This is a genomic window from Burkholderia sp. Bp9090 (genome assembly GCF_003857985.1).
GTDB lineage: Bacteria > Pseudomonadota > Gammaproteobacteria > Burkholderiales > Burkholderiaceae > Burkholderia.
Genome location: NZ_QTPV01000007.1, coordinates 1 through 22462, shown reverse-complemented (window position 1 = coordinate 22462; position 22462 = coordinate 1). Strand labels below are relative to the sequence as shown.

Sequence of the window (22462 nt, the reverse complement as noted above, 5' to 3'; positions counted from 1 at the left end):
GGCGCGTTCCGGCACGCCGCCCCTCGAAAACCCCGAACGCTACCACCATTCGCGCTCCGTCACAAAAAAATCATGCCCGTGTCGCGCAAACGGAACAGATTCCCGCCGCCGGCCGCTCGGGCGGCCCGCGCAGCGGGGCGTTCCGGGGGAATTCTATCGGGTAATCGGCGTCTGTCCATCGGGAAAAGAAAGCGGTGGCGAAACCGCGTGCCGCATGCAGCACAAGCGGCCCGCGCGACGCGCGGTGCATGCGGCCGTTTCACCGGTGAAATCGCGACGCGCTGCGACACGCGCCGCGCGCCGTGCCCGGCCCTGTCCGGCACGGCGGGCCAGCCGTCGCCGACGGCGACCCGGCCATCGTCCAACCGTTCGGCCGACCGGCCGCCCCGTCACGGCACGCTAGCGGCGTCCGCCGGCCGCCCCGTCCCGATGCATTAAAATGACGCCCTGACGATCTCACTGCGCGAACCCTCCCGATGGCCTCCAATCTCCACGACCTGCCCGACAGCCCCTGCATCGGCGTGTGCTCGACCCTCTTCGACGAAGTCTGCAAGGGCTGCGGCCGCACGGCCGGCGAAGTGTCGAACTGGGTGTTCCTGAGCGACGACGAGAAGCGGGCGGTGTGGGAGCGCATTACGCGCGAAGGCACCGCGATGCGCTTCCAGTACGACAAGCTGTAAACCGGCCGCACAAAAAAAGAGCGGCATGCCGACTGCCATGCCGCCAACCCCAACTCTGTTCTTGTCCGCGAACCGTTAGAACTTCATCCCGACGCCCACGCCGACGATCAGCGGATCGATGTGCAGCGTGCCGATGCCCTTGTCGCCGAGCGTCGCATCGGTGCTCATCCAGATCTTCTTCACGTCGACGTTCATGAACACCTTCTTCGTCAACTGCACGTCGACGCCGAACTGCAGCGCCGGACCGAAGCTGCTCTTGTTGATCGACACGCCTTCCCCGCCGACGTTGAGCCCGTTGTTGTAGAAGTACGTGTAGTTCAGGCCCGCGCCGACGTACGGACGCACCTTGCCGGCATGGTTGAAGTGGTACTGCAGCAGCAGCGTCGGCGGCAGCACGCCCACGCCGCCGAGATTGCCGAGGTTCGACGTCATCTGGTGCCGCGACGTGCCGAGGATCAGCTCCACGCCCAGGTAGTCGCGGATCATGTAGGTGAAGTCGAGCTCCGGCACGATCGCGTTGTTCACGCCGGTATTGATCGCGCCGAGCGTGTCGCTCGCGCGTTCGTTCGGCTGGATGCTGATCGCGCGCAGGCGGACCAGTACGTCACCCTGGTTGATCCCGTCGCCCGGCGACGCCGCGTGCGACAGCGTGGGCATCGTGACCAGACTCGCCGCGACGGCGGCAGCGGTGACACATGTTCGAATCGTTTTGTGCATGGTAAAGACCCCTGAAGAATGCATTCCATTTTCCTCGTAGGGTCTTTTCGTCGTTTTGATATCCGTCAAGCCAGCGTAAACCTCGGACGGTTTGTCGCAGTCGCCGCGGCACGGCCCGTCAGCAGCAGGTCGAGCAGATCGCGCACGCTGCGGATCGCGTTGCCGAACGGCAGCGCTTCGCGGCCGCGGAAGAACAGGCCGTTCGCGACGTCGCCCCGCAACGCGGCCGCGAGCCGCGTGTCGATGCAGAAATGGCCGAACTTTTCGATGCCGTCGCGCAGCCCGCAGACGCTCAGGCACTCGAGCGCGGTCGGGCAGCGCTGCCTGAACGCGCCGAGCTTGTCGCGAATGCGCGTTTCGTTGCGCAGGTAACGATCGAGCCACGGTGTCTTCACCGCGCGCGCCGGCAGCCCCGTCACGCTGACGAATTCGACGATGTCGTCGGGCAGTGCGTCGGCCAGTACGCGCTTGAAGTTCGGATGCGCGTCACCTTCCTCCGTCACCGCGAACGGCGTTCCGACCTGCACGCCGTTCGCGCCGGCCGCGAGCGCCGCACGCACCGAGTCGTGACTGTTGATCCCGCCCGCGACGATCAGCGGGATCGTGTCGCGCGCCAGGCCGAGCGACGCCATCACCTGCGCGGCCTCATCGAGCACGCGCGCGAAATCGAAGCGCGCATCGTGCATGTCGTCGATCTGCGTGACCCCGAGGTGGCCGCCCGCATGCGCGGGATGCTCGATCACGATCGCATCCGGCAAGCGCCCCTTCTTCATCCACTTCTTCAGCACCAGCGCGATCCCGCGGCTGTCCGACAGGATCGGGATCAGCGCGATGTCGCGCCCCTGCGTGAGATCGGGCAGATCGAGTGGCAGGCCCGCGCCCATCACGATCGCGTCCGCGCCTTCGTCGCACGCGACGCGCACGTAGTCCGCATGCGCGCGCACCGCCTTCATCACGTTGACCGCGATCATCCCGCGGCCTTCGCCGTAGGTCTTCGCGAGGCGAATCTCGCGCGCGAGCGCGTCGAGGTTCGCGGCCTCGAGCGTCGCGCGGTCGGGATTCGCGCGACAGCGCGCGAGCAGGTCCGCGTGGTGGTGACGCAGGTCGATGCTCGCGATCGTGCCGAGCGCGCCTTCGCGCGCGACGCTGCCCGCGAGGCGGTGCGCGGAGATGCCGACGCCCATGCCGCCCTGCACCACGGGCAGCAACGCGCGGCCGCGAATCGTGAGCGGCGGGAAGGAAGTGCGTGCGGTCATCTGAACCTCGTCGAAACATCGGAAATCGGAAACGCGATGATCGACGATCCACCGACGCGCATCTTGACGGCCGTCAATAAAAAAACGGCACGCGAGCGTGCCGTTTCGGGTCAGGCGCGGTGCGACGCTCAGGCCGGATTCGCCGGCTTGAGCTGCATCGACTTGTATTCGAGATACTCTTCGAGCCCGTACACACCGTTCTCGCGGCCGTGCCCCGACTGCTTGTAGCCGCCGAACGGCGCGGCGCTGTTCCACGTGCCGCCGTTGATGTCGACCTGCCCCGTGCGGATGCGGCGCGCGACGCGCATCGCGCGTTCGTCGCTGCCCGCCCACACCGCGCCGCCGAGCCCATAAGGCGAATCGTTCGCGATGCGCACGGCTTCGTCTTCGTCGCGATACGTGATGATCGACAGCACCGGCCCGAAGATTTCTTCCTGCGCGATCGTCGATTTCGGATCGACGCGGCCGAACACCGTCGGCTTCACGAAGAAGCCCTTCGCGAGCCCTTCCGGCAGGCCCGTGCCGCCCGTCACGAGTTCCGCGCCGTCGTCGATCCCGCGCTGGATGTAGGCCTGCACGCGCTGCTGCTGCGCGGCCGATGCGAGTGCGCCGAGGCGCGTCGTTTCCTGGCGCGGGTCGCCCGCGACATACGCTTCGGCCGCCGCCTTCGCGAGCGCGCGCGCCTCGTCGTAGCGCGCTTCCGGCACCAGCATCCGCGTGTGCGCCGAACAGGTCTGGCCCGCGTTCAGGTAGCACGCGTTGACCGTGCCCGTCACCGCCGTCGCGAAATCGGCATCGTCGAGAATCACCGACGCCGACTTGCCGCCCAGTTCGAGCGCGACGCGCTTCACGCCCGCGGCCGCGAGTTCGGCAACGCGCTTGCCGGCGCGCGTCGAACCCGTGAACGACACCATGTCGACGTCCGGATCGGTCGCCAGCACCTCGCCGACGACCGGGCCGTAACCGCATACGAGGTTGAACACGCCCGGCGGCAGGCCCGCTTCGTGAATCGCCTCCGCGAGCATGAACGCGTTGAGCGGCGCGACTTCGGATGGCTTCAGGATGACCGTGCAGCCGGCCGCGAGCGCCGGCGCGACCTTCAGCGTGACCTGGTTGAGCGGGTAGTTCCACGGCGTGATCGCCGCGACGACGCCGACCGGCTCGCGCACCACCAGCGAGTTGCCGACCGTCGCCTCGAATTCGAACGATTCGGCGAGTTTCGCGTACGCCTTCCAGTTGTAGATCGGGCCGCCGACCTGGATCGCACGCGACAGCTTGATCGGCATCCCGACTTCGCCGGTGATCGACTGCGCGAGTTCCTCGCTGCGCGCCTGCAGACGCTCGACGATCTTGCGCAGGTAGCCCGCGCGCGTCGCGGCCGGCGTCGCGGCCCACGCGTCGAACGCCGCGCGCGCCGCGCGGATCGCGTCCTGCGCGTCCGAGGCTGTGCCCTCCGGAATCCGGCCGATCACGGCCTCGGTGCCCGAGTCGATCACGTCGATCGTGCCCGTTCCGGCCGGCTTGCGCCATGCACCGTCGATGTAGAACTGGTTGTAGATTTTCATCGCTTCCTGTCTCCCGGAAAACGGCCATTCTAACGAGTGTGGCGCCGCCCGGCGATGACGCCGGACCAGACCGCGAGCGCCGCCGAACGGTCCGCACGGGCGCCGGCGAGCGGGTGCCGGATACCGGACGCCCGCGGCTGCGGCATCCGCGCCACGCCGGCACGCCACGAGGCCGCACGACGTGGCCCGCATCGTGCTATGTTTTTAGTATCGGCGCCGGCCGCTGCAGGCCGCGCCACCCGGAATCGATGCCTTCGTGAGCGCTGCCATGACCGACGCATCCCATATCCTCGGCTCGCAAGATCGCCTGGAGCTGCTGTGCTGGCTCACCTGCGGCAATCTCGGCGCGTTTTACCTGAACGAAACCTGGCCGGACGCATCGTTCCAGGTGCAGGCCGCGCACCGCTGGCTCGACCGCCATCACCGGCAGGCCGACTGGCTCGCGATCGCGAAGCTGGCCGCGCTGGCGCAGGACATCGCCAAGCGGCACGCCGACTTCGTCGACGCGTCGTGGGCGCGTGACGCGGTCGAGGAAATCGTCGATACCGACGATCTCGATTACCGGGCGAAACTCGTGCAATGGGTGTACGAAGACTGCTGCAAGGCGCTTGCCGACAAGCGGCTCGCGGATTGATGCGACGGCACAGGGCGGCGGGCACCGGGCGGCGCGCGAGGTGATGCGCCGGTTGCGGTCGCAGCGCCTGCTGGCCGGAAACGGCGCCGCCGCGTCGAATCGTCATCGAGGGTGCCGCACCCGACCTGACATTTTCCCTTCAATGGCCGTCGTGCCGATCCGGTAACGGCGAACATCTGCCCGGATACGAAAAAACCCGCCAGGCTTGCACCTGGCGGGCTTCCGGTACATCAGGTCGGGCATGGCCGCCCGGGCAATTACTCCTGCCCCTGACTCGTCAGGAACTCCTCGTAATTCCCGCCGAAGTCGAACAGCGTGCCGTCCGTGCGCACTTCGATGATCCGGTTCGCCAGCCCGCTCACGAATTCGCGGTCGTGCGACACGAAGATCAGCGTGCCTTCGAACTGCTCGAGCGCGATCTGCAGCGACTCGATCGACTCCATGTCCATGTGGTTGGTCGGCTCGTCCATCAGCAGCACGTTGTGGCGGCCGAGCATCAGCTTGCCCCAGATCATGCGGCCCTTCTCGCCGCCCGACAGCACCTTCACCGACTTCTTGATGTCGTCCGACGAGAACAGCAGGCGGCCCAGCGTGCCGCGCACCATCGTTTCGTCGTCGCCGTCCTTGCGGTACTGGTCGATCCAGTCCATCAGCGTGATGTCGTTCGGGAACTCCTCGTACGTATCCTGCGGCATGTAGCCGACGTTCGCGTTCTCCGACCACTTCACCGTGCCGTGATCGAGCTGCAGCGCGCCGAGCAGCGAACGCAGCAGCGTCGTCTTGCCCGCGCCGTTCTCGCCGATGATCGCGATGCGCTCGCCCGGCTGCACCGACAGGTTGAAGTTCTGGAAGATCGTGCGCTCGTACTTCTTCGTGATGTCTTCGGCGACCACCGCGACGTTGTGCAGCTTCTTCTCGAACTCGAAGCGGATGAACGGGTTCTGACGCGACGACGGCTTGAATTCCTCGATCTTGATCTTGTCGATCTGCTTCGCGCGGCTCGTTGCCTGGCGGGCCTTCGACTTGTTCGCCGAGAAGCGGCGCACGAAGTCCTGCAGCTCGGCCACGCGTTCCTTCGCGCGCGCGTTCGCCGCGGCCTGGCGCTCGCGCGCCTGTGCCGATGCGAGCATGTAGTCGTCGTAGTTGCCCGGCCAGACCTTCAGCGTGCCGTAGTCCATGTCGGCCATGTGCGTGCACACCGAGTTCAGGAAGTGACGATCGTGCGAGATGATGATCATCGTCGAGTTGTACTCGTTGAGCGTGTGCTCGAGCCAACGGATCGAGTTGATGTCCAGGTTGTTGGTCGGTTCGTCGAGCAGCAGCACGTCCGGCTTCGAGAACAGCGCCTGCGCGAGCAGCACGCGCAGCTTCCAGCCCGGCGCGACGTCGGCCATCGTGCCGTTGTGGAACTTCTCCTCGATGCCGATGCCAAGCAGCAGCGCGCCCGCGCGCGCCTCGGCGTCGTAGCCGCCGTATTCGGCGAACTTGCCTTCGAGCTCGGCCGCGTGCATGTAGTCGTCGTCGGTGGCTTCCGGGTTCGCGTAGATCGCGTCGCGCTCGGTCATCGCGGCCCACATTTCGGTGTGGCCCATCATCACGACGTCGAGCACGCGCACGTCTTCATACGCGAACTGGTCCTGGCGCAGCTTGCCCAGGCGCACGTTCGGCTCCAGCGCGACGTTGCCGGCGCTCGGCTCGAGGTCGCCGCCCAGGATCTTCATGAAGGTCGACTTGCCGCAGCCGTTCGCGCCGATCAGACCGTAGCGGTTGCCCTCGCCGAATTTGACCGAGATATTCTCGAACAAGGGCTTCGGCCCGAATTGCATCGTGATGTTGGCAGTAGAAAGCACGGCAGGTCCCGTAAGAGAGAAATCGACGGAAAACCGTGTATTTTAGCAGGTGTCGGAGAAACTGCCGACCGCACTGTTCCGGCCCCGCCAGCCGGGCCGCCGCGCGCGGCGCCGGCGCCTCCCTTCGGGGCCCCTACTTGCCTTCCTTCACCGCGCGCTTCTGCGCCGCCTTCTCTTTCATTTGCCCGAACAGCTCCGCGCACGGCACGTCGCGGTTGTTGCTCGGCGCGATCAGCGGAACCAGCGCCGCGAACGGGTTGATCAGGCCGAGCCCGACCATCGCGCCGGCGCGCAGCGCGAGCGCGCCAGCGTCGACGCCGACCTTCGGGTTCTTGAACGTGCCCTTCGCATACAGCGGCGAGCGCAGCGAGAAGACCCGGAAACCCTTCGTGTGCGGGTGGATCTTGAGGTCGATCGATTCGTCGCGCAGGTTGACCGGGCCGTCGACGTTGATCAGCGCATCGTCCGTATCGAGCGCGAACACCTTGGGGTCGAGCATCCCGTCGGTCGCGACGAAGTCGATCGCCGCGCAGTTGATGTTCACGTCGCGGGTGCCGAACAGCTTCTCGTAGACGACGTTCGCGACGTTCAGCCCCGCCGCCTCCATCAGCAGCAGGCTGATGCGGCCATCCGTGATGAGCGCCTTCACTTCGCCGGTCGAGGTACCCGCGAGCGCGGCCGGCGAGTTGCCGGTCGCCGACAGCGACGCGTCGCCGTTGATCTCGCCGAGCGCGGTCTGCATCACCTTCTGCGTCGGGAACAGCTGCTTGAGCCTCAGGTGACGCGCGGACAGCGTGAAGCGGCCCTTGAGCGGCGTGCGGCTGCCGTCCAGATGCGCGGTGGTCGCGAGCGTGCCGCCCGCGACGCCGAACTGCAGCGGCTCGAGCGTCAGCACGCCGTCCTGCAGCAGAACGTGCGTGTACAGGTCGGTAATCGGCAGCTGCGGGCTCTTGATCAGCTTGCGGCCGGTGAACTTCACGTCCGCGTCGATCGCGCTCCAGCGCTCGGTGCGGAACCTCGAAACCGGCAGCACGCGGTCCGGCGGCTGGCGCGTCGTGTCGCCGCGCTTGGCCTTGCTCGCGGCCGTGTCGGCGCCGATCACCGGCGCGAGGTCGGAGAACTGCAGCAGTTTCGACTCGAGCTCGCCCGACAGCTTCGGCCGCGGCTCGCGCTGCGCCCAGGTGAGCGTGCCGCGCAGATCGCTGCCGCCCACGCGGCCGTTGAAGTCCTCGTAGCGGAACGTGCTGGCGTTCTGCTTGATGTTGCCGATCAGCCGCCCTTCGGTCGCATACGGCGGCGTGTCGGGCAGCGTGATGCCGGTAATCTGGTAGAGGTGCGACATCGACGTGCCCTGCAGCCATAACCGCAGGTCGAGCGCCGCGAGATGCATCGGGTCGGTCAGCGTACCGACGATCGCGAGCCGCGTGTCGCCGGCCTTCACGTCGGCCTGCAGCGGGAACGGCTGCGTCGACTTCTCGATCGCCAGCACGCCGCCCACCTTGCCGGTGCCGCTGATCGGCACGTTCTTGTAGCGGCCGTCGACCTTGAGCCCGAACGCATAGGTCGGGCCGGACGGCTTCGCGGGCGCGGCGGCCGCCGACGCACCGGATGCACCTGACGCACCGCTCGCGCCGGATGCCGGCGCGGCCGTCGATGCAGAGGAAACCGAAGTAGCCGGCGCGGCGCCGGACACTCCCGACGCCGCAACGGCAGACGCCCCGCTCGCCGCCTGCGGCGCCGACGCACCCGATGCGGCTTCCGCATTCGCCTTCGCGCTCAATTGCGCGGCGCCGTGCTTGCCGACGCGCTGGGCCGATGCCGCACGCGACGTCTGTTCCTGTTCCTTCAGCACGTCGCCGAGCGGAATCGGCTGGCCGAGCGTATCGATCGCGACCGTGAGATCGGCCTTCGTGATCGCATCGCGATACGTGACGATGCCCTTCGCGAACCCGAAGCTGTCGAGCCGCACCTTCCACGGCGACGGCTGCGCGGATTGCTTGAACTGGAAGGTCCACGTATTGCGGCCGTCGGCGAGCCGCTCGAGGTCGACTGCGGGATTGACGACATCGATCGACGGAATGACGATTTCGTGCGCGAGGAGCGGCAGGATGGCGAGATCGAAATGCGCGGCATCGACCGTGACGAACCTGGGCCCCTTCGCCCAGTCCGGATTGCCGATCTCGAGTTGCGTGGCCGAGAAGCTCGGCCAGGGTACCCATGCGCGCCAGCCGGTCTCGCCGTCCGGGCGACGCCAGCCGACCTTGAGATCGCCGTTGATCGCAAACGAACGGCCAAGCGCGGTACTCACATGTTCGTTGACCCACGGTTTCGCGCGGTTCCAGTCGAACGTGACGATAAAAATGCCGGCGGCCGCGATGATCAGTGCGACGATGCAGACGATCCATGCAGCCGATTTGCCGATGGCTCGGGCTAGCGTCATGGCGATTCCGTTGTTGTTATGCAGAGTGTGCACGCCATGTCGGGCCACGTGCGTGAATGAACGAAGCACGACACTGGCGGCTTTTCAATCTGTATTATGACGCACGCTCCGACGACGCCTCGGCGCCATTAACGCTTTTTTTCATTTTCGACATGACAGCCCCGACCGGTCTCATCGATGCGCAGCACATCACGCGCCGCGACGCCAGCAGCGGCAAGACTTTGCTGGCGCCGACCGACTTCAGTCTCGCCGCGGGATCGCGAATTGCTATCACCGGACCATCGGGTTCCGGCAAGAGCGTGCTGCTGCGCGCGCTCGCGCTGCTCGATCCGCTCGACGGCGGTCAGATCCTGTGGCGCGGCAAGCGGATCAGGCGCAATGCGATTCCGCGCTACCGGCGCAGCGTCGCCTACGTGCGCCAGCGACCCGCGCAGATGGACGGCACCGTCGAGGCGCAATTGCGCTATCCGTACTCGCTCGCGATCTATCGCGACGCGACGTTCGACCGTGCGCGCGCCGAAGCGCTCGCGGCCCGCGCCGGTCGCGGCGCCGATTTTCTCGACAAGCGCGCGAGCGAACTGTCGGGCGGCGAAGCGCAGATCGCCGCGCTGCTGCGCGTGCTGCAACTCGACCCCGACGTGCTGCTGCTCGACGAGCCGACGTCCGCGCTCGACCCCGACTCCACGCGCGCGATCGAAGCGCTCGTCGGCGCCTGGTTCGACGCGGCCCCCGATGCGCGCGCCTGCATGTGGATCTCGCACGATCCGGCGCAGGCCGCACGGATCGGCACGACGCGGCTCGTGATGCAGGCCGGCGTGCTGCACGCCGCCGCGAGCACGACGGAGGCGGCACGATGAGCCCGGCACTGCAGGATCTGAGTCTCGTCGACGTCGGCATCGCCGCCGCGCTCGTCGCGGTCAACGGCGCGATCTCCGCGGCGCTGTCGCTCGGCCTCGGGCGCAAGCTCGCGCTCGCCGCCGTGCGCACCGTCGTGCAGCTGCTCGCGATCGGCTACGTGCTCGGCTGGGTGTTCGGCCATCCGCACTGGACCGTCGTGCTGCCGCTGACCGCGTTGATGACGCTGATCGCGGGCTTTGCGGGCGCCGGCCGCGGCAAGCGCACGTATCGCGGACAGCGTGTCGACAGCATCGCGTCCATCTGGTTCAGCAGCTGGTTCGTCGCGGCGATCGCGCTGTTCGTCGTGATCCGCATTCATCCGTGGTACACGCCGCAATATGCGATCCCGATCCTCGGGATGATCCTCGGCAATACGCTCACGGGCGTGTCGCTCGGCGTCGAACGGATGATGGAGGAACTGACGGCACGGCGCGACCGCGTCGAGACCGCGCTCGCGCTCGGCGCGACGCGCTGGGAAGCCGCGCAGGACGCCGCGCGCCAGGCCGTGCGTGCGGGCATGCTGCCGACGCTCAACCAGATGGCCGTCGTCGGTGTCGTGAGCCTGCCGGGGATGATGACCGGCCAGGTGCTGGCCGGCCAGTCGCCGCTGCAGGCCGTGCGCTACCAGATCGTGATCATGTTCCTGATCGCCGCGGCGTCCGCGCTCGGCACGGTCGGCGCGGTGCTGATGACGTATCGCCGGCTGTTCTCCGCCGATCACCGCTTTCTCGCATCGCGGCTCGAGGAACGCGCGCATTGACGCGCGGCGCCGCGACCCGCGCGGCATTGGCGCGGCGTGCGGTCAGCGGGCGCTGCGGCGTTTGCCGAGGGTCTGGCGCAACGCGGCCTTGACGTCGGCGTCGGGTGCCAGCCCGTCGACCGACGCGACGAGCCGCACCGCGCGTGGTGTCGTCACATAGGCCTGCGCGCCGACAAAACCGCCGCTGCCGACCGAGCGCGTCGTGACGACGAGCGCCTGCGGCGCACGCGCACCGAGGTCGGCCGTGAAGGCGTCGGCGACGGTGCCGGCACGCGCATGCAGCACACCGGTTACGTAGTCGTCCGTATCGAAGCCGGGCGCGGCATGCGCGGTCGAATACACGCGCACCGCATAGCTGCCGGTCGAACACGGCTCGAGTGCGCCGCTCGACACGACGGCGACCTGCTGTCGCGACGGCAGCTCGACTTTCTTCGCGAAGCTGCAATCGTCGGCCGCCTGCGCATGGGTGGCGACGAACGCAGCGGCCGACAGCAGCGCGCGCATGCAATGTTTCATCGGGATGTCGTACGGGGAAGAGGGAGAAGCCCGGGAGGATAGCGCGACATCCGCATCACGTCACGCGCGCCGCGGGGCGAATGGCCGCGCTGTCGGTGCGCGCCGGACACGACGCACATCAAACCTCAAACAACGGAAATACGCGAAGCCGCGCGCCACGAAACCGTCACGCGCGGCACTGCCCGGATCACCGGATACGCATCGCGGTTGGTTGCGCACGCACCGGACGTCTTGCCGGCCCGCGCGCACCGCTCAGCGCTTGATCGACACCGTCACTTTCGTGCCGTCGCTCATCGAGACGGACTTCGAGCCGCCATTGGTCGAAATCGACACCCACTTGACCTGGCTCACCGACACGACATCCGGGCACTGCAGCGACTTGCCGCCCGCGCTCACGTTGCGCGTGCCTTTCGGTGCGGCGGCCTGGAAGCTCATCTGCACGTTCGCGATCCCCTTCGCGTCGACCGACGGCGCGAGCCGCACCTGGGTCTGGCGCACCATCGCGCCGTTCGCGTCGCGCGGCAGGTTGTCGGCGTTCGGGCAACCGTCCGGCATCGCGACCGCGCCGCCCGGCGGCACCGACTTCCAGTTGAAGTCGTCCGTTTCGCCCGAGCGGATCTTGCGGGTCTCCTGCGTATTGCCGAAGGTCTTCGAATCGACCGTGACGGTGTATTCGAGCTGCCCTGTCCCGCCGCCCTTCAGGCTGCCCTTGACCGGCGGCGCCGCGAATACGCTCGCGCTGACGCACGCCGCCGCGAACACGGCAGACCACGATGCGGCGACTGACAAGCTGCGTTGGCTCATGCTGACCTCCTTGTAATGCGGCGGCACGCGCGTGCCGCGCGGTTTTCGATGCATGATGCGTTGCCAGTCTACCGCCAAGCGGCATGCAATGCGCCGCAAACGCATCGGGTGTTACCCCGCTTGCGTTCGCGACGCGGCATCCCGTACGCGCGACGCCGGCGCTCGGGAACACGCCGGGCAGACCCAGGTTTTCCGCCCCGAAGGAAGTCCCCTTGGGGGATGCCCATCGGCGCCTGGCGCGAAGCGACGGGTCTGCGGCACTCAGAAGCCGCTCAGCACCAGCTTGCCGATCGCGCGCCCGGCTTCGAGCAGCTGATGCGCGCGCCGCACGTTGGCGGCGTTGATCGTGCCGAGCTGTTCGCCGAGCGTCGTGCGCAGCGTGCCGCCGTCGACGAGCCGGGCCACCTCGCTCAGGATCTTGTGCTGCTCGATCATGTCCGGCGTCTCGAACATCGCACGCGTGAACATGAATTCCCAGTGAAACGCGGCGCTCTTCGCCTTCAGTTGCTCGACCGGAATCGGCTTCTCGTTCTCGACGATCGTGCAAATGCCGCCCTGCGGGCGGATTACTTCCGCCGCGGCAGGGAAATGACGGTCCGTGTCGTTGAAGATCAGCACGTAGTCGACGCTCGGGTGGCCGATTTCACGCAGTTGCGCGGGCAGGTCGCCGAAATGATCGACCACGTCGTCCGCGCCGAGCGAGCGCACCCATTCGGCCGACGCCGGCCGCGACGCGGTCGCGATCACGCGCAGCCCGGCGAGCGTCTTCGCGAGCTGGATCGCGATCGAACCCACCCCGCCCGCGCCGCCGATGATCAGCACCGACTTGCCCGCGTCGGCGCCCTGCGGCGACACGCGCAGCCGGTCGAACAGCGCCTCCCAGGCGGTCAGCGCGGTGAGCGGCAATGCGGCCGATGCCGCGAAATCGAGCGAGCGCGGCTTGAGCGCGGCGATCCGCTCGTCGACCGCGTGGAATTCGCTGTTCGCGCCGGGCCGCGTGATGCTGCCCGCGTAGAACACCTCGTCGCCCGGCCGGAACAGCGTGACCTCGGCACCGACCGCGACGACCGTGCCGGCCGCATCCCAGCCGAGCACGCGCGGCGTCTCCTCGACCTGCGGTTTCGGCGCGCGCACCTTGGTGTCGACCGGGTTCACGGAGATCGCCTCGACCTTCACGAGCAGGTCGCGCGGGCCCGGCACCGGTTGCGGCATTTCCACGTCGACGAGCGCCTGCGGGTCGTCGATCGGCAGGTAACGGGTCAGTCCAACGGCTTTCATCACGAAACTCCTTCAGGGAAATCGGGCGGGCCGCGGCGCAGCCCCATGCATGCCATCGTAGGCGCCCCGATCCTTCGAGAAAACCGCTATATTTCCTGAAACATTTTCAGGAATTTCAGAATAATGACGTCCGATCCGATTCCAGCCCCCGACAAGCCACTCGACCTGCTCGACGTCGGCCTGTTCGTGCGCGCCGCGCTGCTCGCGAACGTGAGCGCGGCCGGGCGCGAGTTCGGCGTATCGGCCGCGGTCGCGAGCGCGCGCATCGCGCAGCTGGAGCGCCAGCTCGGCGCGCGGTTGCTGCATCGCACCACGCGCCGCATCAGCCTGACGCAGGACGGCGAAGTCTTCATGGCCCGCGCCGAGGCGCTGCTGTCGGCCGCCGACGCCGCGCGCGCCTCGGTCGGCCACGGCCGCAGCGAGCCGTACGGGCGGCTGAAGGTGTCGATGTCGTCGTCGTTCGGCCGCCAGCACGTCGCGCCCGTGATTCCCGCGTTCCTGCGCCGCTACCCGTCCGTGTCGCTCGACCTGCGGCTGTCCGACGAGATCGTCGACCTCGTCGACGACGGCTACGACGTCGCGATCCGCCTCGGCGCGCTGAAGGATTCGACGCTGGTCGCACGCAGGCTCGCCGCGAACCGGCGCGTGCTGTGCTGCTCGCCCGCGTATCTCGCCGAACACGGCACGCCGCGCCATCCGGCCGACCTCGCGCAGCACGAATGCGTGATCCTCGGCGACCAGCGCGACTGGTCGTTCGTCACGCCGCAAGGCCCGCTCACCGTGCGGGTCGGCGGCCGGCTCGTCGCGAGCAACGGCGAGGCGATCCGCGAAGCGCTCGTCGACGGCTTCGGCATCGCGATCAAGTCGACCTGGGACGTCGGCCCGCTGCTCGCGAGCGGCGCGCTCGTCACCGTGCTCGACGACTACCCGTTCGCGAACGACGTCGCGATCTGGGCCGTCTATCCGAGCCGCGCGCACGTGCCGCTGAAGACGCTCGCGTTCATCGCGTTCCTGGCCGAACACTTCGGCGATCCGCCTTACTGGGATCGCGACCGGCAATCGCACGAATAGCCCGAATAGCCCGTACCGTCCGCCAAATCGCCGTGCGTGCGGCACCCGGCACCGCGCCAGCGCCGGTTCCCGGCGGCGATCCGGCCGCGCCCGGATACCAACCGGCTACAATGACGCGTTCGCGACGCAACGGCCCGACGCCGAACGGGGCCCGCGTTCGCAGGCGGCCGCATGCCGGCCGCGCACGCGTTTCATTCGCTTCCAAACATTCCGTCATGATCCACAACCTCGTCATCCAGAGTCTCGCGCCGTTGTCGGACGCGCATCACAAACCGCTGCTCGCGCTGTCGCGCGGCACCCGCATCGTGCAGACCGACGAACACGCGCTGCGCATCGAAAACGCCAACCCCGCGCAGCGTCTCGACATCGACGCGTACTGCGGCACGCATGCGCTCGACTTCGGCTTCGTCGAAGCCGGCCGCACGCTCGGCGAGTTCGGGCTCGTCGTGATGGACATGGACTCGACGCTGATCACGATCGAATGCATCGACGAAATCGCCGATTTCTGCGGGCTGAAGACGCAGGTCGCCGAGATCACCGAGGCGGCGATGCGCGGCGAGATCCGCGATTTCAACGAGAGCCTCACGCGCCGCGTCGCGCTGCTCGCGGGGCTCGACGCGCAGGCGCTCGAGCGCGTGTACGAGGAACGGCTGCAGTTGTCGCCCGGCGCGGAGACGATGCTCGCCGGCGTGAAGGCCGCCGGCCTGAAGACGCTGCTCGTGTCGGGCGGCTTCACGTTCTTCACCGAGCGCCTGAAGGCGCGCCTCGGCCTCGACTTCGCGCACGCGAACACGCTCGAGATCGTCGACGGCAAGCTGACCGGCAAGGTGCTCGGCGAGATCGTCAACGCCGACGTCAAGGCGCGCCTGCTGCGCGACACCTGCGCATCGCTCGGCATCGAGCCGAGCCGTGCGATCGCGATGGGCGACGGCTCTAACGACCTGAAGATGATGGCCGAAGCCGGGCTGTCGGTCGCGTTCCACGCGAAGCCCGTCGTGCGCGATGCGGCCACCGTCGCATTCGACCACGTCGGCCTCGACGGGCTGCTGCGGCTGTTCTGATTTCCGATCCGCGCAAGCCGCCCATGAAAAACGCCCGCGCGATGTTGCATCGCGCGGGCGTTTTGCTGTTCCGCTCGGGGTTCGGTGCTCAGCCGAGCGTGGACTGCATCGCGCGCTCGATATCCGCGCGCAGGTCGGCTTCGTCTTCGAGACCGACGTAGAAGCGTACCAGCGTGCCGCGATGCGGCCAGTCCGGGCGCATCGACGCCACGTCGTAAGGCATCGCGAGGCTGCACGCGCCGCCCCAGCTCCAGCCGATCGCGAACAGCTCGAGCGCCTCGACGAAACGATCGATCTTCTCGGCACTGTAGCGCTCGTCGAACACCACCGAGAACAGCCCGCCCGCGCCGGTGAAGTCGCGCATGAACGATGCGTGCCCCGGACAGTCCGGCAGTTGCGGATGCAGCACGGCCGCGATCTCCGGGCGCGCCTTCAGCCACTGCGCGAGCGCGAGCGCGCTCTTGCTGTGCGCATCGAAGCGCACCTGCATGCTCGGGAGGCTGCGCAGCACGAGCGAGCAGTCGTCGACCGACACGCCGATCCCGCAGCGCATCCGGGCGAGCTTCAGTTGCGCCTGCAGCGCCGCGCTCGCGGTGATCGTCGCGCCCATCAGCACGTCGCTGCCGCCCGATTGATACTTGGTCAGCGCCTGCACCGAGATGTCGACGCCATGCTCGAACGGCTTGAACGCGAGCCCGGCCGAATACGTGTTGTCGATCGCGGTGACGATGCCGCGCGCCTGCGCGACCGCCGTGATCGCACGCACGTCGGGCACTTCCATCGTCACCGAGCCCGGCGCCTCGATCCAGATCAGCCGCGTGTTCGGCTGGATCAGGTCGGCGATGCCGGCGCCGACGAGCGGATCGTAGAAGCGCGCGGTGATGCCGAAATCCTTCGCGAGCCAGTTGCCGAGATCGGCGTTCGGCCCGTAGACGTTGTGCGGGATCAACACGTCGTCGCCCGCCTTCACGATCCCGAAATAGACGTTCATGATCGCCGCGAGACCCGACGGCTGCAGCAGCGCATGCGAGCCGCCTTCGATCTCGGCGAGCCGCTGCGCGAGCGCGAGCGACGTCGGGGTCGCGTGCAGCCCGTAGCGCCACTGGTTGTCGTCGTGCCAGACCAGCGCGCGCATCGTCGCGAGATCGGGGAACACGACCGTCGATGCACGCTCGACCGGCGGCACGAACGAACGGAAGCCATCCGGGATGTTGTCGTCGGGTTGAACGATGCGGGTCTGGAGTGCGCGCTTCGGAGTGGATGCAGTCATGGCAGGAGGCCCGGAGAAAGGCCGTTCGGTTGCGGAATAGGTCGCTAGGTTAGCCAAAATCGGCGCGGTTGGCCCGGTACAATGCGCGCCGCATGCGCCGAGCCAGCGCGCGCTCAGTCGTCGGCGCGCAGATTGACAACGTTGCCGACCGTCTCGATTTCCTGCACGCGGCCGTCGCGTACCTGCAGCGCCGCGCGCTTGCCCGGCGCCAGGCGCAGCACGACGGGTTGCGGATCCGATTCGTCCGAGTTCATCCGGTCGGCCTTCAGCTCGCCCGTCGCGTCGAAGCGACCGATCCACACGCCCGTGATGTTCGTGCCGTCGTTCGATTCCTCGATCTCGAGCGTGTCGCCGTCGCGATCGCCGGCGAGCAGCACCACCTCGCCCGTGTCCGTGAACTGGTATTCGCCGTGCACGCCCGCCTCGTCCGTCTTCGGGCCGAGATGCACGACGATCGGCCGATCGCCGAGCGTGCCTTCGTAACGCGGCAGGCGGGCGAATTCCGGATTCGGCCGCAGCGGCCGGGCGGGCGCCGCTTCATCCTGCTGCGCGCCCGGCGCGGCGGCCTGTGCCGCGGCCACGCCCGGCATCGCGAGGCCCGCCGCCAGCGCGCCGGCCATCACCAGCGCCCGTTGCCATTGCGAATATCGACCCACCTTGTGTTGCTCCTTGCTTCAGATTCGCTCGAAAATCGCGGCGACATGCTGCGCGTCGCCGCTGCACATCGATCGCCACGCGCACATGGCGACCACCGATGCGCAGGCGCCGAGCGCGGTCAGCACACCGCTCGCCAGCCGTTCACGTCGCCCGTCATCCGGGCGTTCGAGTGAACACGTCGCGTAGCCGGCGTGCGAGAGCCGCGTCAGCCCTGCATCAGGCGTTCCACCGCGTCGCGGCGCGGAATCGGTGCGACCGCACCGTAGCCGGTCGTCGACAGTGCCGCCGCCGCGTTCGCATAACGCGCAGCCGCGAACGGATCGTCGCCTGCGACGATCCGCGCAACGAACGCACCGCCGAAGCAGTCGCCCGCGCCCGTCGCGTCGATGGCCTCGACCGCGAAGCCCGGCACCACGCGCCGTTCGTTCGGCGTCGCGACATACGCGCCTTCCTTGCCGAGTTTCAGCGCGACGACCCGCGGCCCGTGCTCGAGCATCGCATCGACGATCGCGTCGCGATCGTTCGCACCGGTGAGCGCCGTGACGTCGTCCCAGCTCGGCAGGCAGATGTCCGTCTGGCGCAGCGCTTCGCGCATCACCGCGCGGGCGCGCGGCAGCGGCCACAGCTTCAGGCGCAGGTTCGTGTCGAAGCTGACCTGCGCGCCGTTGCTGCGCGCGTGGTCGATCGCCGCGAACGCGGCGTCGCACGCGGCCGTGCCGATCGCGAGGCTGATGCCGGACAGGTGCACGGCCCGCGCCGCGGCCAGCGCATCGAGCGGCAGATCGGCCACTGCGTAGCGGCTCGCCGCGGAACCCGCGCGCAGATAGTCGAACTGGTGGCCGTCAGCGCCGTGCGTGACGAAATACACGCCGGTCGGCGCCGCGCGGTCGATCCGCACGTACGTCGTATCGACGTGCTCCGCCGCCCACATCTCGGTCAGCAGGCGGCCGAACGGATCGTCGCCGATCGCCGACACGAAGCCCGTCGACGCGCCCTGGCGCGCCGCGGCGATGCAGAAGTTCGACGTGTCGCCGCCGAAGCCTTGCAGGAACTCCGGCCGACCCGGCTGCGACTGGTTGAATTCGATCATCGCCTCGCCGAGCGCGAGGATCTGCGGCAGTGCGGCGGTCATCGCTTAAACCTCGCCCCACAGGTCGTGGCCGTCCGCGCCCGTGATCTTCACCGACACGAAATCGCCGACCTTGTAGCGCTTCGACGCCTTGGTCGCCGGCTCGACGTAGACGACGCCATCGATCTCCGGCGCATCCGCCGCCGTGCGGCCGATGCCGCCTTCCTCGCCGACTTCGTCGATCAGCACCTTGAGGGTCTTGCCGACCTTGCGCTGGATGCGCCGCGCCGACACTTCCTCGGCCACTTCCATGAAGCGCGCGCGGCGTTCTTCGCGCACCTCGTCCGGCAGCGCGCCGTCAAGTTCGTTCGCGGTCGCGCCTTCGACCGGCGAATACGCAAAGCAGCCGACGCGATCGAGTTCCGCCTCGCGGATGAAGTCGAGCAGCGTTTCGAACTGTTCTTCCGTCTCGCCGGGGAAGCCGGCGATGAACGTGCTGCGGATCGTCAGGTCCGGGCAGATCTCGCGCCACTTCTGCACGCGCTCGAGCACCTTCTCGGCGTTCGCCGGGCGCTTCATGCGCTTCAGCACGTCCGGATGCGCGTGCTGGAACGGCACGTCGAGATACGGCAGCACGTGGCCCTTGAACGGGCCTTCGGCCATCAGCGGAATGACTTCGTCGACGCTCGGATACGGGTACACGTAGTGCAGGCGCACCCATGCGCCGTACTGCGCGGCGAGTTCGCCGAGCGCGGCGACCAGGTCGGTCATGCGCGTCTTGATCGGCTTGCCGTTCCAGAAGCCGGTGCGGTACTTCACGTCGACGCCGTATGCGCTCGTGTCCTGCGAGATCACGAGCAGTTCCTTCACGCCGGACTTGAAGAGGTTCTCGGCTTCGAGCATCACTTCGGCGACCGGGCGCGACACGAGGTCGCCGCGCATCGACGGGATGATGCAGAACGTGCAACGGTGGTTGCAGCCTTCGGAAATCTTCAGGTATGCGTAGTGACGCGGCGTGAGCTTGATGCCGGCCGCCGGCACCAGGTCGGTGAACGGGTCGTGCGGCTTCGGCAGGTGCGAATGCACGGCCTGCATCACTTCGCCCACCGCGTGCGGGCCGGTGACGGCGAGCACCTTCGGGTGGACTTCCTCGATCAGGTTCGAGCCGCTCGCGCTCGACTTCGCGCCGAGGCAGCCGGTGACGATCACCTTGCCGTTCTCGGTCAGCGCTTCGCCGATTGCGTCGAGGCTTTCCTGCACGGCTTCGTCGATGAAGCCGCAGGTGTTGACGACGACGAGGTCGGCGCCGTCGTAGGTGCCGGAGATTTCATAACCTTCGGCACGCAGCTGCGTGATGATTTGTTCGGAGTCGACGAGGGCTTTCGGGCACCCGAGCGACACGAAGCCTACTTTGGGGGACTGGGACATCTGGAATGTGGGGGCGTGGCGGCAAAAGCGTGAGTTTACAGCTATTTATGGGTCAGCGAGGCAAAACCGGCGGACGGAGTGCCGTGGATGGCCCCCCAATATGCGGTGCGCGCGGGCGCATCGAGCCGCCACGGACGATTGATCCAACCCTTTCATGCCTCGGGTGATGATCCAACGGCCCCGATCATCCCCGCGCCACCGCCCAGTAATCGCCCCAGCGCCGCCCCGCCGCTATGCGAAAATCGCGGCATCCACTTCCTACCCAACGGGGTTCGCATGACCACCCACATCACGATCGAATTCACCGAGCACGCCGCCGAAACCATCGGCGAGCAGACCAGCACCAGCTTTTCCTATGACCAGGGCGCCCACGTACCGCAGCCTGGCGACTTCGTCGAGCTCGAGAATTCGCCGCAGACGTTTCTCGTGATCGGCCGCGTGTTTTCGCTGAAGGCCAACTACTGTGCGGTGAAGCTCGTACTCGATCTGCCTCCGGCCGACGATCATCAGGACTTCGATCCGGCGCTTTGAGCGATACGGGCGAACTGCTCCCGCTTCGCAGCAAGGTGCCGTTGCACGGACCCGACGCAACGGCACCGGCCCTGACCGGCACGAACGCGCGCCGACAGGCGCAACACCAGCCGCGCTTGTCTTGAGTATCTGGAATTCGATCGACCGGAAGACGGTCATGCCCGCCCCGCGCAGGGGCACAGGCATCTGGTGCCGACGATCAGGAACGACCGACGGCGACATCAAGCGGCGGCGGGCCGCCAAGCACCGTCGCGCCCGAGCACACGATCAGTTTGATTTCACCGCCACACGTCGCGGCGCCGACCGTCCGGCGGCGCATGCCGCCGCGGCCAGCCTGCCGCGACATCGTTACTTCTTCTCCGGCTCCGGCGTGCCCGGTTGCTTGAACGGGAACGTGCTGAACATCGACTTCGCCTGATTCTGCATCTGCTCCTGCATCTGCACGAACATGTTCTTCGACTGCTCGATGTAGCTCGTCATCATCCCTTGCATCATCGGCGCCTGCATGTTCATGAACTGCGACCAGACTTCCGGATTCATCGCGTTGCCTTCGTACAGGTTCTTCGATTGATCCGCGAGCTTGTTCTGGATGTCGATGAACGCCTGGATGTTCTTTTCCAGGTACGTGCCCATCATGCCCTGCATCGCATGACCGTAGAAACGGATGATCTGCGACAACATCGACGACGAGAACATCGGCACGCCGCCGCTCTCTTCCTCGAGGATGATCTGCAGCAGGATGCTGCGCGTCAGGTCTTCGTTCGATTTCGCGTCGACGACCTTGAAGTCCTCCTGTTCCAGCACGAGTTGCTTGACGTCGGTCAGCGTGATGTACGTGCTCGTCTCGGTATCGTAGAGCCGGCGGTTCGGGTACTTCTTGATGAGCCGCTCGGCCGTTTTCTTTGTAGTAGTCATGTAACGCCTTTGGGTGCAGCGTAGCGCAAGTGACAAATCCCCGCCTCCCGGATCCGGGAGGCGGGGGCCTTCGGAAACGCCAGGCTGCACGGCCGGTCCGGCCTGCGCAGCCCGGACGTTCAGCCCATGTGCAGGCCGCCGTTCAGCGAGAAGTCGGCGCCGGTCGCGAAGCCGGAATCGTTCGATGCGAGCCACGCGACGATCGAGCCGATTTCCTCCGGCGCACCGAGACGCCGCACCGGAATCGTCGCGACGATCTTCTCGAGCACGTCCGGACGGATCGCCTTCACCATGTCGGTGCCGATGTAGCCGGGCGACACGGTGTTGACCGTCACGCCCTTCGTCGCGACTTCCTGCGCGAGCGACATCGTGAAACCGTGGATGCCGGCCTTCGCGGTCGAGTAGTTCGTCTGGCCGAATTGCCCCTTCTGGCCGTTCACCGACGAGATGTTGATGATCCGGCCCCAGCCGCGCTCGACCATCCCGTCGATCACCTGCTTCGTCACGTTGAACAGGCTCGTCAGGTTGGTGTCGATCACGGCCGTCCAGTCTTCATGCGTCATCTTGCGGAACACGACGTCGCGCGTGATGCCCGCGTTGTTGACCAGCACGTCGATCTCGCCGACTTCAGCCTTGACCTTGTCGAACGCTGCCTTGGTCGAGTCCCAGTCGCCGACGTTGCCTTCCGACGCGATGAAATCGTAGCCGAGCGCCTTCTGGTCCTCGAGCCACTTCACCCGACGCGGCGAGTTCGGGCCGCAACCCGCGACCACCTTGAAGCCGTCTTTCGACAGACGCTGGCAGATGCTGGTGCCGATGCCGCCCATCCCGCCCGTTACGTACGCAATTCGCTGAGACATAAATCTCACTCCATTTTTTGGTTTCGAGAGCCGCCGGAGGCCCCTCTGACTTCACGTGGCACCGGCCGAAGCCGCAATCGGCCGGCGCCCGGATTGGTTTGGCAGTGACGGACGACCGGTTACGGACGCTCGACCGCGAGCGCGACGCCCATCCCGCCGCCGATGCACAGCGACGCCAGCCCGCGCTTCGCATCGCGCTTGGC

At 67.3% G+C, this 22462-nt stretch carries 21 protein-coding genes; 7 read left to right on the top strand and 14 right to left on the bottom strand.

All coding sequences use genetic code 11. The features are described from left to right. Nucleotides 1–476 precede the first annotated feature (476 nt). Nucleotides 477–680, top strand: a complete 204-nt coding sequence (locus tag DIE16_RS09170; RefSeq protein ID WP_027784516.1) for a DUF1289 domain-containing protein — start codon at nucleotides 477–479, stop codon at nucleotides 678–680. A gap of 75 nt (nucleotides 681–755) precedes the next feature. Here the strand turns inward: DIE16_RS09170 and DIE16_RS09165 are convergent, their stop codons facing one another. The 3 genes from DIE16_RS09165 to DIE16_RS09155 form a co-directional block, all read right to left on the bottom strand. Then, nucleotides 756–1397 (bottom strand): OmpW family protein, encoded by a 642-nt coding sequence (locus DIE16_RS09165; RefSeq protein WP_124892150.1) that lies wholly within the window; start codon nucleotides 1395–1397, stop codon nucleotides 756–758. Between the two features lie 65 nt (nucleotides 1398–1462). Continuing rightward, entirely contained in the window at nucleotides 1463–2653 is a 1191-nt protein-coding gene (locus tag DIE16_RS09160) for a nitronate monooxygenase family protein (RefSeq protein ID WP_044848915.1), read from the bottom strand. Nucleotides 2654–2781: 128 nt separating this feature from the next. Continuing rightward, complete coding sequence (locus DIE16_RS09155) at nucleotides 2782–4218, bottom strand: aldehyde dehydrogenase family protein (protein ID WP_124892149.1); 1437 nt, start codon at nucleotides 4216–4218, stop codon at nucleotides 2782–2784. 268 nt (nucleotides 4219–4486) lie between these two features. Here DIE16_RS09155 and DIE16_RS09150 point away from each other — a divergent pair, with 268 nt between their 5' ends. Further along, nucleotides 4487–4852 carry a hypothetical protein gene (locus DIE16_RS09150; protein WP_044848913.1) on the top strand — a complete coding sequence of 122 codons (366 nt, stop codon included), beginning with the start codon at nucleotides 4487–4489 and terminating at the stop codon, nucleotides 4850–4852. A 257-nt stretch (nucleotides 4853–5109) separates the two neighbouring features. Here the strand turns inward: DIE16_RS09150 and DIE16_RS09145 are convergent, their stop codons facing one another. After that, nucleotides 5110–6702, bottom strand: coding sequence for an ABC-F family ATPase (locus DIE16_RS09145; RefSeq protein ID WP_044848912.1), 1593 nt, complete (start codon nucleotides 6700–6702; stop codon nucleotides 5110–5112). Nucleotides 6703–6835: 133 nt separating this feature from the next. After that, nucleotides 6836–9142, bottom strand: coding sequence for an AsmA family protein (locus tag DIE16_RS09140; protein WP_124892148.1), 2307 nt, complete (start codon nucleotides 9140–9142; stop codon nucleotides 6836–6838). A gap of 152 nt (nucleotides 9143–9294) precedes the next feature. On the opposite strand from DIE16_RS09140, the gene DIE16_RS09135 reads away from it, so the two are divergent. Both DIE16_RS09135 and DIE16_RS09130 read left to right on the top strand, forming a co-directional pair. After that, complete coding sequence (locus DIE16_RS09135; RefSeq protein WP_124485418.1) at nucleotides 9295–9999, top strand: ATP-binding cassette domain-containing protein; 705 nt, start codon at nucleotides 9295–9297, stop codon at nucleotides 9997–9999. Then, nucleotides 9996–10799, top strand: a complete 804-nt coding sequence (locus DIE16_RS09130; RefSeq protein WP_124892147.1) for an ABC transporter permease — start codon at nucleotides 9996–9998, stop codon at nucleotides 10797–10799. Before DIE16_RS09135 ends, DIE16_RS09130 begins: the two co-directional genes overlap by 4 nt. A gap of 42 nt (nucleotides 10800–10841) precedes the next feature. On the opposite strand, the gene DIE16_RS09125 is transcribed toward DIE16_RS09130, so the two are convergent. The 3 genes from DIE16_RS09125 to DIE16_RS09115 all read right to left on the bottom strand — a co-directional run bounded on the left by DIE16_RS09125 (nucleotide 10842) and on the right by DIE16_RS09115 (nucleotide 13397). Continuing rightward, nucleotides 10842–11315 carry a PliI family lysozyme inhibitor of I-type lysozyme gene (locus tag DIE16_RS09125; RefSeq protein WP_124892146.1) on the bottom strand — a complete coding sequence of 158 codons (474 nt, stop codon included), beginning with the start codon at nucleotides 11313–11315 and terminating at the stop codon, nucleotides 10842–10844. Nucleotides 11316–11567: 252 nt separating this feature from the next. Next, the gene (locus DIE16_RS09120) at nucleotides 11568–12119 is read right to left on the bottom strand and encodes a DUF6013 family protein (protein WP_124892145.1); all 552 of its coding nucleotides are present in this window, start codon (nucleotides 12117–12119) and stop codon (nucleotides 11568–11570) included. A 261-nt stretch (nucleotides 12120–12380) separates the two neighbouring features. After that, entirely contained in the window at nucleotides 12381–13397 is a 1017-nt protein-coding gene (locus tag DIE16_RS09115) for a zinc-binding alcohol dehydrogenase family protein (RefSeq protein WP_124892144.1), read from the bottom strand. 123 nt (nucleotides 13398–13520) lie between these two features. On the opposite strand from DIE16_RS09115, the gene DIE16_RS09110 reads away from it, so the two are divergent. Next, nucleotides 13521–14468 carry a LysR family transcriptional regulator gene (locus tag DIE16_RS09110; protein ID WP_124892143.1) on the top strand — a complete coding sequence of 316 codons (948 nt, stop codon included), beginning with the start codon at nucleotides 13521–13523 and terminating at the stop codon, nucleotides 14466–14468. A 215-nt stretch (nucleotides 14469–14683) separates the two neighbouring features. After that, the gene (gene serB, locus DIE16_RS09105; protein WP_124892142.1) at nucleotides 14684–15529 is read left to right on the top strand and encodes a phosphoserine phosphatase SerB; all 846 of its coding nucleotides are present in this window, start codon (nucleotides 14684–14686) and stop codon (nucleotides 15527–15529) included. 88 nt (nucleotides 15530–15617) lie between these two features. Here serB and DIE16_RS09100 read toward each other — a convergent pair whose 3' ends face one another. From DIE16_RS09100 to rimO, 4 genes are all read right to left on the bottom strand, one after another. Next, the gene (locus DIE16_RS09100; RefSeq protein WP_124521688.1) at nucleotides 15618–16799 is read right to left on the bottom strand and encodes a cystathionine beta-lyase; all 1182 of its coding nucleotides are present in this window, start codon (nucleotides 16797–16799) and stop codon (nucleotides 15618–15620) included. Nucleotides 16800–16912: 113 nt separating this feature from the next. Then, nucleotides 16913–17455: a hypothetical protein gene (locus DIE16_RS09095; protein ID WP_124892141.1), complete on the bottom strand. Its 543-nt coding sequence runs from the start codon at nucleotides 17453–17455 to the stop codon at nucleotides 16913–16915. Between the two features lie 206 nt (nucleotides 17456–17661). Continuing rightward, nucleotides 17662–18588 (bottom strand): sugar kinase, encoded by a 927-nt coding sequence (locus DIE16_RS09090; protein ID WP_124892140.1) that lies wholly within the window; start codon nucleotides 18586–18588, stop codon nucleotides 17662–17664. Between the two features lie 3 nt (nucleotides 18589–18591). Further along, on the bottom strand, nucleotides 18592–19953 hold the full coding sequence (rimO, locus tag DIE16_RS09085) for a 30S ribosomal protein S12 methylthiotransferase RimO (RefSeq protein ID WP_044848901.1): 1362 nt from the start codon (nucleotides 19951–19953) through the stop codon (nucleotides 18592–18594). 276 nt (nucleotides 19954–20229) lie between these two features. Between rimO and DIE16_RS09080 the strand changes: the two genes are divergently transcribed. After that, the gene (locus tag DIE16_RS09080) at nucleotides 20230–20484 is read left to right on the top strand and encodes a hypothetical protein (protein WP_124485713.1); all 255 of its coding nucleotides are present in this window, start codon (nucleotides 20230–20232) and stop codon (nucleotides 20482–20484) included. A 348-nt stretch (nucleotides 20485–20832) separates the two neighbouring features. Here the strand turns inward: DIE16_RS09080 and phaR are convergent, their stop codons facing one another. Both phaR and DIE16_RS09070 read right to left on the bottom strand, forming a co-directional pair. After that, complete coding sequence (gene phaR / locus DIE16_RS09075; protein WP_006478701.1) at nucleotides 20833–21399, bottom strand: polyhydroxyalkanoate synthesis repressor PhaR; 567 nt, start codon at nucleotides 21397–21399, stop codon at nucleotides 20833–20835. 119 nt (nucleotides 21400–21518) lie between these two features. Then, nucleotides 21519–22259: a 3-ketoacyl-ACP reductase gene (locus tag DIE16_RS09070; RefSeq protein ID WP_059537451.1), complete on the bottom strand. Its 741-nt coding sequence runs from the start codon at nucleotides 22257–22259 to the stop codon at nucleotides 21519–21521. Nucleotides 22260–22462 lie beyond the last annotated feature (203 nt).